Source organism: Massilia cavernae (assembly GCF_003590855.1).
Lineage (GTDB): Bacteria > Pseudomonadota > Gammaproteobacteria > Burkholderiales > Burkholderiaceae_D > Telluria_A > Telluria_A cavernae.
Window position 1 is genome coordinate 13,841 of sequence record NZ_QYUP01000173.1, and the last position, 15,059, is coordinate 28,899.

The 15,059-nt window shown below is 66.9% G+C and carries 12 protein-coding genes and 2 pseudogenes; 11 read left to right on the plus strand and 3 right to left on the minus strand.

Annotated elements, in window-relative coordinates:
• Positions 1–3 precede the first annotated feature (3 nt).
• The gene (tssK, locus tag D3872_RS22600) at positions 4–1,344 is read right to left on the minus strand and encodes a type VI secretion system baseplate subunit TssK (RefSeq protein ID WP_119812884.1); all 1,341 of its coding nucleotides are present in this window, start codon (positions 1,342–1,344) and stop codon (positions 4–6) included.
• Positions 1,345–1,544: 200 nt separating this feature from the next.
• Between tssK and tssE the strand changes: the two genes are divergently transcribed.
• Genes tssE through tssG form a run of 3 tightly spaced genes read left to right on the plus strand, consistent with a single transcriptional unit; the run spans position 1,545 to position 4,926 of the window.
• On the plus strand, positions 1,545–2,036 hold the full coding sequence (gene tssE, locus D3872_RS22605; RefSeq protein ID WP_119812885.1) for a type VI secretion system baseplate subunit TssE: 492 nt from the start codon (positions 1,545–1,547) through the stop codon (positions 2,034–2,036).
• Positions 2,037–2,038: 2 nt separating this feature from the next.
• The gene (gene tssF / locus D3872_RS22610) at positions 2,039–3,883 is read left to right on the plus strand and encodes a type VI secretion system baseplate subunit TssF (protein WP_119812886.1); all 1,845 of its coding nucleotides are present in this window, start codon (positions 2,039–2,041) and stop codon (positions 3,881–3,883) included.
• On the plus strand, positions 3,847–4,926 hold the full coding sequence (gene tssG / locus D3872_RS22615; protein ID WP_119812887.1) for a type VI secretion system baseplate subunit TssG: 1,080 nt from the start codon (positions 3,847–3,849) through the stop codon (positions 4,924–4,926). Before tssF ends, tssG begins: the two co-directional genes overlap by 37 nt.
• Here the strand turns inward: tssG and D3872_RS25865 are convergent.
• Positions 4,914–6,038: pseudogene (locus D3872_RS25865) on the minus strand (putative bifunctional diguanylate cyclase/phosphodiesterase); the annotation flags it as partial. The gene tssG and the pseudogene D3872_RS25865 overlap by 13 nt on opposite strands.
• A 57-nt stretch (positions 6,039–6,095) precedes the next feature.
• Positions 6,096–6,233: a hypothetical protein gene (locus D3872_RS25870; protein WP_182915899.1), complete on the minus strand. Its 138-nt coding sequence runs from the start codon at positions 6,231–6,233 to the stop codon at positions 6,096–6,098.
• Positions 6,234–6,564: 331 nt separating this feature from the next.
• On the opposite strand from D3872_RS25870, the pseudogene D3872_RS27570 reads away from it, so the two are divergent.
• The 8 genes and pseudogenes from D3872_RS27570 to D3872_RS22660 all read left to right on the plus strand — a co-directional run.
• Positions 6,565–7,077: pseudogene (locus tag D3872_RS27570) on the plus strand (SagB/ThcOx family dehydrogenase); the annotation flags it as partial.
• Between the two features lie 100 nt (positions 7,078–7,177).
• Entirely contained in the window at positions 7,178–7,888 is a 711-nt protein-coding gene (locus D3872_RS22635; protein ID WP_229459487.1) for a SagB/ThcOx family dehydrogenase, read from the plus strand.
• 56 nt (positions 7,889–7,944) lie between these two features.
• Entirely contained in the window at positions 7,945–9,093 is a 1,149-nt protein-coding gene (locus D3872_RS22640; protein ID WP_119812889.1) for a glycosyltransferase, read from the plus strand.
• A 101-nt stretch (positions 9,094–9,194) separates the two neighbouring features.
• Positions 9,195–10,724 carry a TonB C-terminal domain-containing protein gene (locus tag D3872_RS22645; RefSeq protein ID WP_119812890.1) on the plus strand — a complete coding sequence of 510 codons (1,530 nt, stop codon included), beginning with the start codon at positions 9,195–9,197 and terminating at the stop codon, positions 10,722–10,724.
• A gap of 150 nt (positions 10,725–10,874) precedes the next feature.
• Positions 10,875–11,990, plus strand: coding sequence for a polysaccharide biosynthesis/export family protein (locus D3872_RS22650; RefSeq protein WP_229459484.1), 1,116 nt, complete (start codon positions 10,875–10,877; stop codon positions 11,988–11,990).
• A 24-nt stretch (positions 11,991–12,014) separates the two neighbouring features.
• Positions 12,015–13,781 carry a GNVR domain-containing protein gene (locus D3872_RS22655; protein ID WP_229459485.1) on the plus strand — a complete coding sequence of 589 codons (1,767 nt, stop codon included), beginning with the start codon at positions 12,015–12,017 and terminating at the stop codon, positions 13,779–13,781.
• Positions 13,781–14,296, plus strand: a complete 516-nt coding sequence (locus D3872_RS26820; protein ID WP_229459486.1) for a CpsD/CapB family tyrosine-protein kinase — start codon at positions 13,781–13,783, stop codon at positions 14,294–14,296. Before D3872_RS22655 ends, D3872_RS26820 begins: the two co-directional genes overlap by 1 nt.
• A 4-nt stretch (positions 14,297–14,300) precedes the next feature.
• On the plus strand, positions 14,301–15,059 hold a 759-nt coding region (locus D3872_RS22660), incomplete at its 3' end, for a right-handed parallel beta-helix repeat-containing protein (RefSeq protein WP_119812892.1).

The window sequence follows — 15,059 nt, forward strand, 5'->3', positions numbered from 1 at the left end:
GCGTCAGCCTGTCACAGCCACCAGTTCCAGCTTCAGCTCCTGCATGCCGGACGGCGCATAGATCGAGATCGATTGCGCCTGCAGCATGCGCTCGTACATCTGGCCTTTCGGGTCGATCGTGAAGTAGCACGTGTCCGGGCGCACCGGCACCGCAGCCGGCACTTGCGGGGTGTACTGCAGGCGCACGCCGGGCAGGGCCGAGAGCACGAATTTCTCGACGTCGTCCGGCGCACCCACCTTGAAGCGTAGCGGCACCACGTCGACCAGTTCGAGCGCCGGCATATTGGCCGACACCGCCAGGTAGAACGTGGTCTTGTCGTCGATCTTGCCCGAGTCGAGCATGCCGTTGTAGTACGACGGCCTCGCCTCGTTCAGCGCGATGGCGAAGTACTTGGACGAGATCACGGTATCCAGCAGCTCGCGGATGATCGTGTGAAGCTTGCCGAACGCCGGGCCCGGGTCCGCATGCTGGTAGGCCGGCAGGTCGGCCAGTGTCCAGCTTTTCGAAAATGTCATCAGCCCGCCGGCCACGTTCAGCAGCTGCGCGTACAGGCGCTCGGGATGCAGGGCCGGATGGTGGAAGTGGTGCGTCAGCGTCGCATAAGCGGAACTGGCGGTGTGCAGCAGCCAGAACGACGACATGTCACCGGAGCGGAATTCGATGACGTTTCGGCTCGGCTCGCGGTGGTGCCCGTACAGGGCGCCCACCTTGGCCTGCAGCGCGTCGAGCAGGCGGCGCAGCTGAAGGAACAGGATCGGCGCGCCGCCGACGGACAGGCTGGGCGGCACGAACGATTCATCCATTTCGAATCCGCCGGTGGCCGCGCGCCGTAGCCGCAGCAGCGGGAAGTGCGTGTACGAGTCGCGCGGTTCGAACTCGGAAATCAGTCGCACAGTCTTCTTCATGTAGGTCAGCTGCGCCTGTGCGGCGTGGGTGTACAAGTCGGGCGTGTCCTGGTTGGCCTGCACGAAGCGCACAGCATTCACGGCCTCGCCCGGCTGCGCGAAGTTGCCGCCGAACGGCTTGAACGCGGGCAGGGCAGCGTAGTAGGTTACGGTTTGCTGCGATTGCTGAAGCTGGCCAAGGTCGACCGGTTCGGGCAGCGCGTCCGCGCCAGGAGCGTTGTACAGTTCGCCATCCTGGAAGCGCAGCGACAGCGCCAGGATGCGCAGCCCGTTGCTCGCCAGCGCATCCTGGTCGACGTGCAGATGGTTCACACCCCACGCGTAGGGATGGACCGCCTTGACGCTCTCATGCAGCCTGTGTTCGTGGTACTGGTCTTGCTGCTGGAAATGCTGGGGGCGCAGGAACAGGCCCTCGCCCCAGAGTACTTTGCTGGTCATGCCGCGTTCCCCTTTTCCGCAATTGTGTGCTCAGCGTCAATTGAACAAAATAACCTTTCCGACGCCCGTACGCAGCGTAACGGCAGGCAATCTTGAGTTCGGTCAACGTGCGCGGCCTTGTCTGAGCAGCTCGCTCTTTTCGGATGGAAATCTGTGATAGCGTCCCGTCTTGGTTCGAGATCACAAGCCCGAGGGGAACGATGAAGGGATTCACGCCTGGATTGTTCGACCGCCTGATGGACGTGCCGGCCCGCGGCGCCTCCAGCGCGACCGTATCGCGCATGTCGATCGACGACCTGAAGGACTCGGTCGCGCGCGACCTCGAGGCGCTGCTCAACACGCGGCTGGCCATCCCGGATGGCATGCTGGACGAGTTCCCCGAATGCAGCCGCTCGATCGTCACCTACGGCCTGGACGACTTCGCCGGCTGCTCGCTGTCCAGCCCCGACGACCGCGCCCACATGTGCGCCTGCATCGAGAAGACCATTGCGCGCCACGAGCCGCGCCTGCGCAACGTCAAGGCCTCGCTCGAGATGCGCGAAGGCGCCGTCAACCGCCTCGATTTTTCCATCGCGGCGCTGCTGGTGGCAAGTTCATCGCAGGAGGCAGTCAACTTCGACGCGGTGCTGCAGCCGTCGACCCTCCACTACAGCATCAGCAAGGCGCGCCGCACCGCGCCCGCGGGAGCCTGACCTTGGAACAGCTACTGCCGTACTACGAAAGGGAACTGGGTTTCCTGCGCCGCCATTCGCGCGAATTCGCCGAGCGCTATCCCAAGATCGCCGGCCGGCTGCTGATCGGCGGCGAGGTATGCGAAGACCCGCACATCGAACGCATGATCGAGTCGTTCGCGCTGCTTAACGCCCGCATCGCCAAGCGGCTCGACGACGACTATCCCGAATTTACCGAGGCCTTGTTCGAAGTGCTGTACCCGCACTACCTGCGGCCTTTTCCTTCGTGCTCGATCGCGCGAATGGACTTCAGCGGCGCCGCGGCGCAGCTGACCACGGCGAGCGTTGTCCCGCGCGGCACCCAGCTGGCAACGCACCCGGTACGTGGCGCCGCTTGCACCTTTCGCACCGCCTACCCGGTCACCATCGCGCCGCTGGCGCTCACCGAAGCCGCGTTCGCGGCGATCATCGACGCGCCCGGTGCCGTCCGGCTCCCGGTTGGGGCCACTTCCGGCGTAAGCCTGACCATCTCCAGTACCGCCGAACAGGTCGCCATCGGCCAGTTGGCGCTGTCGAAGCTGCGCGTGTTCATCGACGGCGAACCTTCGTTCTGCGCGGCGCTGCGCGATGCGTTGTTCATGCGTACCGTGGCCGCCTGGGCCGAGGCGGACCACAGTGGCCGTTGGGTCCAGCTGCCCGCCATTCCGGTCAGCGCCGCGGGCTTCGACGAAGACGAAGCACTGATCGACTTTCCGGCGCGCTCGCATGCGGCGTACCGGCTGCTGACCGAATACTTCTGCTTCCCGGAGAAGTTCAACTTCTTCGACATCGACTTGGCCGTGCCGAATGCCATGCTGCCCGCGGGAGCGAAGTCGGTCACCATCCACCTGGCGCTGTCGGGCATGCGTACCGACTCGAACAGCGCGCGCATGCTCGGCACGCTGTCCACCAACAACCTCCTGCTGGGCTGCACGCCGGTGGTCAACCTTTTCTGCAAGGGCGGCGAACCGATCCGCCTGACCCACGCCACCGCAAGCTATCCGGTGCTGGCCGATGCGCGCCGCGCCTACGCATTCGAAGTCCAGTCGATCGACGCGGTGAAGCTGGTGCGCCAGACGCCACAGGGCGAATCGGTGGTCGACTTCCGGCCCTTCTATTCGCTCAAGCACGGCCAGACGCCGGAAAAGAGCGGCCACTACTGGGTAATGCGGCGCGACGATACGCTGGCCGACCAGAGCCCCGGCTATGAGACCCAGATTTCCATTGTCGATATCGACTTCGATCCGGCCGAAGTCGAAACCAGCACCCTGAGTCTCGAACTGACCTGCACCAACCGCGACCTGCCGTCCTTGCTCACGCACGGCCAGCGCGACGGCGACCTTTTCCTCGAAGGCGGCTCCAGCGTGCGCGCGATCAGCTTCCTGCGCAAGCCCACGCCGTCCAGCCGCTTCGAGCGGGGCAGAGGAGCGCACTGGCGACTGATGTCGCACCTGTCGCTGAACCACCTGTCGCTGGCCGAGGGCGGGCTGGATGCCTTCCGCGAGATGCTGGCGCTGTACGACCTGCCGCGTTCCCCATCGTCGCAGCGGCAGATCGGCGGCATCGCGGCCATCTCCCACAAGGCTGCCAACGCCTGGCTGCCCGGGAATCCCTTCGCCTGCCTGGTGCGCGGCGTCGAGGTGCGCCTGGCTATCGACGAAGAGGCCTTCGTCGGCAGCGGGATCCACGCCTTCGCCCACATCATCGAACGCTTCCTTGGACTGTACGTGCACGCCAACAGCTTCACCCAGCTGGTGGTGGTGTCCGATAAAACCGGAGAGGAGTTACTGAAATGCACGCCACGAAGCGGCGATTTGAGCCTGCTGTAATCGAGCGCCTGTTCCGGCAGCCATACCGTTTCGAATACTTCCAGGCGATGCGCATGCTGGAGCTCTGGCTCAGGCGCCACGGCCAGCCGCAGCCTGGCATGGTGGCGAAATACCTGCGCTTCCAGAATTCGACCTCTCTCGCTTTTCCGGCCAGCCAGGTCGAAGCCATCGGCACCGAACCGCACAGCGGGCACAGTGACGCCGGCGCGCTCTCGGTTGCGCTGCAATCGGCCACGCTCAAGTACGTCAGCATTACGCCCGCCTTCATGGGCCTCCTGGGGTGCAACGGTGCGCTGCCCGCGCATTACACCGAGCGCATCGCGGCGCATGTGCTGTACGAGAAAGACGAAGGTCCGCGCGCCTTCCTCGATATATTCTCGAACCGCTCGCTGGCCTTGTTCTACGAAGCCTGGCGCAAGTACCGGCTGGAGCTGGGCTACCAGGCCGAGGCAAGGGATGGCTTCCTGCCGCTGCTGCTGGCACTGGCGGGCCTGGGTAACGAGTCGCTGCGCAAACGGCTCACCGATCCCGGCGAAGGCGGCGTGCTGGATGAGTCGATCGGCTACTTCGCAGCGTCGATGCGGCAACGGCCGGCGTCCGCGGTTCAGATGGCACGCGTGCTGGCCGAGTACTTCGGCCAGCCGGTGAAGGCGGAACAGTTCATCGGCGCCTGGTATGAGGTGCCGGCCGGCCAACAGACCATGCTGGGCGGCGCCAATGCGACACTGGGCAAGGACGCGCTGGCCGGCGCCCGCGTATGGCAGCGCGACCTGCGCCTGCGTATCGAGGTGGGACCGCTCGACCGCGCCAGCTTCGACGGCTTCCTGCCCGGCGGGGCGTGCGCGCGCGCGCTGAAAAGCATACTGGCGATGTTCTCCGGAGTGTCGCTGGAATATGAAGTGGAGCTGGTGCTGCGCGGACCCGACGTGCGCGGCGTGTCGCTGGGCAGGGACGGGGCGCGGCTTGGGTGGGACAGCTACCTGGTCACCGGCCCGCAAGCGCGCGAGCGCCGCGACGTGCGCTACCAGCTTCACGCACTGTAGGCCGGGTCCGGATCAGCGCCGCCGCTGGTACTGGCAACAAACTCCTCGAACTGGCACGCCGGCACCGGGCGGCAGAACAGGTAGCCCTGGAACGACCTGCAGCCGTGCGCGCCTGCAGGAAGTCGCGCTGTTCGGCAGTTTCCACGTCCTCCGCGATGATGTTCAAGCCAAGGCTGTGGCCAAGTTCGATGACGGTTTGCGCGATCGCCGCGTCGTTCGGGTCGCTCAACACATCGCGTACGAAGGACTGGTCGATCTTCAGCTGGTCCAGCGGCAGCCGCTTCAGGTAGCTGAGCGAGGAATAGCCGGTGCCGAAATCGCCAGTACCCATTGGCCCAGCGCCACGATCTGGCCGCTTTCCTCCGCGATCGGGATGAATACGGCCGGCGACACCGGTCCGCGCCGCGCGCTGTGCCAGCGCAGCAGCGCCTCGGCGCCGGTCACGCGGCCCCGCTGGTCGATCTGCGGCTGGTAATGCAGCAGGAATTCCTGTTTGACCAGCGCATCGCGCAGGTCGGCCTCGAGCGCGGCGCGCGCCGTGATCTCGGTTTGCATCATCGGGTCGAAGAAGCGCATGCCGTTGCGGTCCGCCGCTTTCACTTCGTACATGGCCAGGTCGGTCTGTTTCAGCAGTTCGCCCGCGTTGGCGCGGTGCTTGTCGAATAGTGTCACGCCGATACTCACCGTGATGTGGCGAGCGATGCCTTCAAGCTTGAACGGCTCGGCGAACGAACGCAGGATGCGCTGGCAGATCAGGGTGGTCTGCCTGGCCGCTTCGGGGGGCTGTTCGCTCAGGTTTTCGGCCATCACCATGAACTCGTCGCCGCCGGAGCGCGCCAGCGTGTCGCTCTCGTACACGCAGGAGCCCAGGCGCTGTGGAATTTGCAGCAGCAGCTGGTCGCCCTTGTCGTGCCCGAGCGTGTCGTTGATGGTCTTGAAGTGGTCGAGGTCGATGAACAGCAGCGCGCCCGAGCTGTTGCTGCGCTCGCAGGTCGCGAGCGCGTGCTGCGGTCGAGCAGCAGGCGGTTCGGCAGGCTGGTCACCGGATCGTAGAAAGCCAGCCGCTCGATCTCGCGTTCGGCCGCCTTGCGCTGCGCGATGTCGGTGCTGATCGGGCGCCTGGCCAGCCCGATCGATGCGTCTTCCATCTGCTTCTGGTGAGTGATGTCCTAAACCGCGCCCTGGACTTTCACCACCTGGCCATCGCGCGCCCGCACCGCCTTGCCGGCCGTGCGCACCCGCATCCTGCTGCCGCGCGCGGTGACCGCTTCCAGCGTGAGGTCGTAGGGCGCAAGTCCACCTCCCATCCGCCGAAGTGCGCCGTCTCGGCGGCGATCTCAAGCAGTGCGTCGGCGCGCTCGCGCATCGCCGGCGCAAGGCCGCGCGGCGGCGCCGCGTGGCGGCTGCGGCGGGAGGACCTGAAAATACGGGCGCGGTCTCATAGGAGAGCGCGCGGCCCGGGTTGCAGGCGCGATGAGTAAGATATGCAAAATGGGTAGATGGGCGCGATTTCGGGGAGACTGGCGCTGCTGTTGCCTTCTCCCTGGTGGCGATCCATTCCCGCTGCATCCGAACAGGCTCCTGACATCAATCGACCGAAGGTTTCCGCTCGTTACCGTGCCAAATTGCTGTGTGACTATGGGAAACCGCGCGGCCGGCGTCGAATGGGGCTCGCCGCCGCCTCCGTACAAGGCGTACGAAGGCGTTCCGACGGTTGCGCTGACGCGCGGCGCGGCAGGCGGCGCGGCGCTCGACGCGGCGCTGCGCGGGCCAGCCCAGGTGGCCGGCCCCCTGTCGCTGGACCGGCTGGGCGAGTTGCTGTTTCTGTCGTCGGGCATCACGCTGCACCGCGGCGGCAATGCATTGCGCGCGGCGCCGTCGTCCGGGGCGCTGTTCCCGAGCGAGCTGTATGTGGCCGCGCGCCGGATGGCCGGCCTGGCGCCGGGGCTGTACCACTACGATCCCGAGCACCATCGGCTGCACGCGCTTGGGCCGTTGCCGCCGGCGCTAGGGGCGCAGGCTGAGGACGATGCCGATGCCGTCATCATCCTCAGCTCGCTGTTCCGCCGCACCGGCTACAAGTACCACAACCGCGCCTACCGCTATGCCGCCACCGATGCCGGCCACCTGCTGGAAAACGTGCGCCTGGCCGGGCACCGCGCGGGCCTTCATGCGCGCCTGCTGCCCGCGTTCGATGACGCGGCGGCGGCGCGCGCTCGGCATCGACGGGGTGGAGGAGGGTGTGCTCGCGATGATGGTGCTTGGCCGCGCGATGCCGCCGGCGGCGCTTCCCGCCGCCGGGCCTTACCTGCCGGGCGCGGCTGCCGCATCCACGTCGATCGGCGTCACCGGCGTCATCCAGCGTGCCACCTCGTTGCGCGAGGAAGCTGCGCCCCCGGGCGAATTGATTCCCCTTCCCGCACCGGTTGTGGCCGGGAAGGACCTGTACGCGACGATCGCGGCACGCCGCAGCGAGCGCCGTTTCGGGAGCGGGCCGGTCGCACTGGAGACCCTGTCGTCCATCCTGGACGGCATGGCGCAGCCGCCGCAGCTGTCGGCGGCGGTGCACGCCAATATCGTGGTCAACCGCGTCGCGGGACTTCCCCCTGGCGTCTACCGCTTCCTGCCGCGCCAGCATGCGCTGGTGCGCCTGCGCAGCGGCGATTTCGCCACCGCCGCGCGTTCGGCCGCCCTGTCGCAGGACGTGATCGGCGACGCCGCCGTCGTGCTGGTGTTGTCCGCCGCCCGCGTGCAGGTACTGGCGGAGGGCGCGCGCGCCTACCGCCAGGTGCTGATCGAAGCGGGCCTCGTCAGCGAGCGCTGGCTGCTTGGCGCGGCCGCGCGCGGCATGGCGGCCTGCCCGGTGGGCGCCTTCTACGATGACGAGGCGGCCGCGCTGCTCGGCGCCGATCCGAAAGAGCACTGGGTGCTGCATTTTGCCGCACTCGGACTGCGCCCTTAGCGAAGCCGTTGCGTATTCTCAAACGCCGCGCCAGGCGCGGACCGTACGCTGGAGCGATGACAGGGCGCGCCGTGCTCCATATCTGCAACGACTTCCTGTGGACGAAGGTTCACAGGAACCTGTACGCACAACTGGACCAGATGGGCGTACGGCAGCAGGTGTTTACGCCCTTGCGCAAACATTCGAACCGGGACAGCAACCGCATCGAGTTCCTGGTCCCGGGTTCGGCGATCCGGTTCTCGAGTGTGCTGGGAGGCCACCATCGCATTTTCTTCGGACTCAAGATCGGCAAGCTGTTGCGCGACCTGGAGGCGCTGGACATCATTGGCGGCTGCGACATCGTGCACGCCACCACCCTGTTCAGCGACGGCGCGCTGGCCTGGGAGATCTTTCGCAAGTACCGCAAGCCCTACATCGTGGCGATCAGGAATACCGATATCAACATTTTCCTGAGGTTTAAGCCGCACCTGATCCTGCTGGCCCGAAAAATACTCGACAACGCGCAAAGGCTGGTCTTCATTAGCCAGTCCAACCACGACAACTTCTTCGCGCACCCGCTGCTTCGGATGCACCGCCACGACTACCGGGCCAAGGCGCTGGTCATCAACAATGGCATCGACCGCCTGTGGCTGGACAACGCAAGGACGCAGCGCAGGCAGGCGGCCAGCGACATCCTCTTCATGGGGCAGTTCGACCCGAACAAGAATGTACTGCGCCTGATCCGGGCCTTCCTGCAGCTGCAAGCGACCCGTCCGCACCTGAGGCTCAGGCTGGTGGGCGCGAACGGCAGCCAGCAAGCCGCGGTGAGGAAGGCGGTGGCCGCGCATGCGGGCAAAATCGTGTGGCACGGGCACATGGCGCCGGGCCAGCAGCTGCTGGACGTCGTGCGCTGCTGCGACGTGTTCGCGATGGCCTCGCACCATGAAACTTTCGGCCTGGTCTACGTGGAAGCCTTGTCCCAGGGCCTGCCTGTGCTGTACACGCGCGGGCAGGGAATCGACGGCACCTTCATCCAGAACGTCGGCGCGGCGGTCGATCCAAAGTCGGTGGCCGCTATCCGCCGTGGCCTCGAGCACATCATCGACAATTTCAGCGCCTTTGACACCGGCAAGGTGGCATTCGAGCGTTTCGGCTGGCCCCACATCGCACAACGCTACGCCGGAATGTACGAAGCGATACTATCGTCCCCGGACGAATATCGTTAAAATTCCGACATCGTGTGAGGCCTCGCCTCATACCCACACCCGCGCGAGGCCCGCATGGTTCCGGTCGGCGATCACCCTTTCGTTCTCTGCGGCACCGGCAAATGAGCTTCGACGCCGCCCCCGGCCGCATGCTTTCCCCGGACGCGATGAACCGGAGGCTCGCCACGGGCGTGGTGATCTCGCTGCTGCTGCACGGCTTTGTCCTGTCGCTGCAGTTCGGCATTCCCGGCCTGCCGCTTGCGGGCCGGCCCGCCCCCATCAACGTCACGCTGGCGCCGGCTGCACCGCCGCAGCCGCAGCCTGCCGACATCGTGGCGGAACCGCTACCGTTGCCGTCTTCGCCCGAAACAGTCCGGCGCGCGGCCACCGGGCTGGCGCTGGTCGACCCGGCGCCCCAGCCCGTGCCGCCGCCGGCACCGAACCGCGAAGCGATCGTCAGGAAGGACAAGCCGCGCCGCGAGCGTCGCATCAGCACGCCGGTGCCAGTTCCCGCGCCGGATGCCGCCACGCGCGTCATCGCCCAGGCCGACAGCCCCGCAAGCGAATTTGTTGTCCCCTTGCCGCAGCCCAAGGCGGCGGAGCAGAAAGCGATCGACCCGGCCGAGGCCCGGCACGGCGCCGATGACGTGCCGGAGCCGGCGCCGGAACCGGAAATCCTCGCCAGCGTGGAGCCGGATAAGAAAGAGCTGGAGCAGCGGCTTGCCAATGAGGAACGTATCGCCGCGGAGGTGCGCGAACAGGAGCGCGCAGCAGCATTGGCCCTGGCTGCGCGGCAGGAGCAGCAGGCACAGGAACGGCTGGCGGCCGAAGCGCGCAAACAGGAAGAGCTGCTGGCCGGCCAGCGCCGCCGCGACGAAGCACTGGCCGAGGAGCGCCGGGTTCGCGAACTGCTCGAACGCCAAAAGGCGGAGGAACAGCTTGCGCAGCAGCTGGCCGAACGCCGGAAAGCGGAGGAGCTGGTCGCGCAGCAGCGCCACATGCAGGAACTGGCCGAGCGCCAGCGGCTCGAAGAACTGGCCGCGCGCCGGCTGGCCGAAGAAGGCGCACGCCAGCAGGCCGCGCGCGAGCGCGAGCTGGCCCAGGCGGCGCCGGTCCCGGCGCCGGCCGGCGATCCGTTCGGCGCCGCGGACGGACAGGGCGGTGACAGCCGGACCAGGGCGCCGGCCGCGGCCTACGGCAGCAACCTGGCCAACCGCGTGCGCGAAATGAGCAAGGGCCTCGACCTGTTGAGCGGCGCCCCGCCGGCGCGGCCGCGCATAGACGACAACCGTTCGCGCCGCCGTGTGGTAGCCGACAGCAGCCAGCGCGACGTGCCGCTGCGGATGTACGTCGAAAGCATCCGCCAAAAGCTCGAGCGCAATGGCGCCCTGAACTTTCCCAAGCTGATCGGCGACGTGCGCATCGACCCGCTGGTCAGCGTGTCGGTACGCAGCGACGGCAGCATCGAGGACGTCACGATCGTGCGTTCGAGCGGGCGCGCCGATACCGACGAGGCGGTGCACCGCATCGTGCGCATCAATGCACGCTACTCCGCCTTCCCGCCGGCAATCGCGGCGCGCTACGACGTCATCGAAATCCGCCGCATCTGGACCTTCGACCAGGTGCTCAAGCTGGTCGAAGAGATCCGCTAATCCCGCATTCCCTCCCGTAAATATGCCTGTGGCCGCCGTTTGATATGGGTTAAAGCCATTGTCGGCTTGCTCACTTACTCTGGATCGGTCAGGCAGTGCCGGATTTGCCCAGGCATGGCAACCCGGCGTGCAACGTGGATGGGCATGATCATGAAAACACACCTACCGGTCCGCTGGACCTGCTGCGTCATGCTGCTCATCGCAGCCGCGCTGTGCTCCTGCGCCTCGTCCGGCAGCCGCATCGAGGCGCCGGCAGGTGCGGATGCCGAAGGCGCCGGTGCGCCGCCAACCCAGATGATCACCGAGCAGCTTATCCTCGCCGAAAAGCAGCAGCGCGAGCGGCGCGCCAACCAGGACCTGTCGCACCTGGTGGTGGCGGAGCCGCCGCCCTACAAGATCGGGCCGGGCGATATCCTGGCCATCGTCGTGTGGGACCACCCCGAGCTGGCCGGCCACGGCATGATCGCATCAAGCATCAACGTCGACGCCGGCACGCCCGGCGCACCGGCGCCCGGCTTCGTGGTCGACTACGAAGGCAAGGTGCAGTTTCCGTTCGCCGGCTCGCTCAGGCTGTCCGGCCTGACGGAGGAGCAGGCGCGCAACCTGCTGGTATCGCGGCTGGCGCGCTACATCGCGCAACCGAACGTGACCCTACGCGTGCAGTCCTACCGCAGCAATCGCATTTATATAGACGGCGAAGTGCGCGAGCCCGGACTGCAGGCGATCAACGACATTCCCATGACCCTGCTCGAGGCGCTGAACCGCGCCGGCGGCCTGCAGCCCACCGCGGACCAGAGCCGCATCGCGCTCGAACGCGACAAGAAACGCTACGACATCGACCTGCGCGACCTGGTGCAGAAGGGCGTCAATCCCGGCAACGTGCTGCTGCTGAACGGCGACGTGGTGCGCGTCCATTCGCGCGACGAAAGCAAGGTGTTCGTCTCGGGCGAAGTGGTTTCGCCCAAGGCGCTCACCATGCACAACGGTCGCCTGAGCCTCAACGAGGCGCTGGGCGAGTCGGGCGGCATCAGCCCGCTCACCGGCGACGCGCGCCAGGTCTACGTAGTGCGCAAGGCGCCCGAAGGCACCCGCATCTTCCAGCTTGACGCGCGCCAGACCGGGGCGCTGGCCATGGCCGAGGCTTTCGAGCTGCACCCGAAGGACCTGGTCTACGTCGCCGCTTCGCCGCTGGCCAACTGGCACCGCAGCCTCTCCCTGCTGTTCCCCGGTGCGCTGACGCAAGCCGTCGGCGCAGCCCGGCCGTAAAAATCGCCACGCGAGGGCACCACCATGAACCGTCCTGCCGACCAGCATCCGGTATCGAACGTACTGACCACGCCACCGATGCTCAGCGTGCCGGTCGAGGCGCGCCACGAGCAGGTCGCCGAGGACGACGAGCCGGGGCTCAGGGCGTACTTCAACGTCCTGTTCGACAACCGCTGGCTGGTCGGCAGCGTCACCTTCCTGGTCACGGCGGTGGCGGTGGTGTATGCGCTGGTGGCCAACCCGGTGTACCAGGCCAACCTGCTGATCCACGTCGAGGAGGAATCTCCCAACGCCTCCAAGAACATCCTGGCCGAGGTGTCGTCACTGTTCGAGACCAAGAAGGATGCGATCGCCGAAATGGAGCTGCTGCGTTCGCGCATGGTGATTTCGCACGCGGTCGACAACCTGCAGCTGTACATCGACGTGCGTCCCAAGTACTTCCCCGTGATCGGCTTCTGGTTCGCCGGCCATGGCGACGGCGAGCTGTCCGACCCGGGCATCTTCGGCCACGGCGGTTATGTGTGGGGTGCCGAAAAGGCGGTGGTGTCGCTGTTCGATGTGCCGGAGATCATGCAGAACCGCCAGTTCCTGGTCACCACCATGGGCGGCGGCGTGTATCGCCTCAGCGGCGGCGGCCAGCCGGTGGTGTACGAAGGACGGGTCGGCGAAACCCTGAAGGCGCAGGTCGGTGGCGGTACGCTCGAGCTGCGGATCGACAAGCTCGATGCCCGTCCCGGCGCCGAGTTCCACCTGCGGCGGCTGTCGCGCCTCGGCACCATCGAGGGCATCCAGAACGCGATGGCGATCAGCGAGCAGGGCAAGCAGTCGGGCATTATCGAAGTCAAGCTGCAGGGCGAGGACCCGCTGCGCATCAACAATGTGCTGGGCGAGATCGGCCGCGAATACATGCGCCAGAACCTGGCGCGCAAGACCGAAGAGGCCGAAAAATCGCTGGCCTTCCTCGACCGCCAGCTGCCGGCCCTGAAGCGGCAGCTGGAGCAGTCGGAGGAACGCTACAACCATTTCCGCAACAGCCACGGCACCGTCGACATGCGCGAGGAAGCGCGCATGAGTCTCCTGCAGGCAGCCGATGCGCGCAGCCGCCGCATCGCGCTTCAGCAGAAAAAGACCGAGCTGCTGACCCGCTTCACGGAGGACCATCCTATCGTGCGCGGCGTCAGCCGGCAGAGCAGGGAAGTGGATGACGAGATCGAGGACGTGCAAAGGCGGATCAAGTCGCTGCCGGTGCTGGAGCAGGACGAAGCGCGCCTGGTGCGCGAGATCAAGGTCAACACCGACCTGTACACCGCGCTGTCGAACACCGCCCAGCAACTGCGGCTGGTGTCGGTGGGCCGGGTCAGCAACGTGCGCATGATCGACGCGCCGATGGCGCCGGAAGAGCCGATCAAGCCCAACCGGCCGCTGATCGTGATACTGGCGGCGATCACCGGCATGTTCATCGGCACGCTGGTTGCCTTCACCCGGCGCGCGCTGAACGGCGGCATCGACGACCCGCAGAAAATCGAACGCATGCTGGGCGCGCGCGTGGTGTACGCCAGTGTCCCGCACAGCAATATCGAGGAACGCCTGAGCCGCAAGTCGCGCGGCGACGGCGGCGACCTGCCGCTGCTGGCGCAGGCCGCGCCCGAGGACATCGCGGTGGAAAGCCTGCGCGGCTTCCGCGCCGCGCTGCTGTTCGCCATGCCTCACTTCAGGAACAATATCGTCATGATCAGCGGACCCTCGCGCGCGCTGGCAAGTCCTTCGTCACTGTCAACCTGGCTGCGGTGATGGCAGCCAGCGGCAAGCGCGTCCTGCTGATCGACGCCGACCTGCGCCACGGCCACCTGCATCGTTACTTCGGCGTCGGCCGCGAACACGGGCTGTCGAACGCGATCGCCGGCGCCATGGCGGTCGGCGACATCGTCCATCGCGGCGTGCTCGAGAACCTCGACTTCATCCCGACCGGGGCGCTGCCGCCCAACCGCTCCGAATTCCTGCTGCACCTGAACTTCGGCACGCTGCTCGAAACCGTCAGCGCCGAATACGACCTGGTGCTGCTCGATCCGCCGCCGATCCTGACGGTGGCCGACGCGCTGATCATCGGCGCCCATGCCGGCGCCGTGTTCATCCTGGCGCGCGCCGGGCGCACCACCGAGGAAGAGATCAACGAGTCGGTCAAGCGCCTGAACCACGCCGGCATCTCGCCCCAGGGCGTGCTGTTCAACGACCTGTCGCTGCGCCTGTCCAGCTACCGCTACCAGTTCCACCGCGAGCCCGAGGTGCAGCTCGCGTACAGCAAGTAGCGCCATGCCGCAGGACTTCGGCCAGCCGGCCGGCGGGCAGTATCCCGGCATGGAAGCAAGCGTGCCGTACCGGCGTGCGCTTCCGGCCACGCCCTATACGCTGTACGTGTCGCCGGCCGGCAGCGACGGCAATAGCGGCACCCGGTCCTCACCTTTCAGGTCGATCGCGCGCGCATCGCGCTCGGCCAGGCCGGGCACCACCGTGCTGGTGGCGCCCGGCAGCTACGCGGGCGGTTTCCGCACCAGCGCCAACGGCACCCCGGCCGCGCGCATCTACTACGTGTCGGAGGTGAAGTGGGGCGCCACCATCGTCCCGCCGGCGCGCCCGGCCCGCGACATGGCGTGGGATAACCGTGGCAGTTTCACCGACATCGCGGGCTTCGAGGTGGACGGCGCCGCAGGGCAGGGCGGCGCCGCATGGCGCTACGGCATCTACAACGGCGGCTCCTACGCCGTCATCCGTGACAACTGGATCCATCACATGGCGCAGGGTGTGGCATGCACCAGCGAGGGCGGCTCGGCGATCGGCGTGGACAGCTACTACCGCGGCGTGCAGTCCGAGGTGATCGGCAACCTGGTGCACGACATCGGGCCGCCCGGCTGCCACTACATCCAGGGCATCTACGTGAGCACCTCGGGCGCGGTGCGGAACAACGTGGTGTACCGCGTGGCGCAGGGCGCGATCCACCTGTGGCATGACGCACGCGATATCGTCGTCAGCAACAATACGGTGGCGGCGTCCGGCAGCGGCATCATCGTCGGC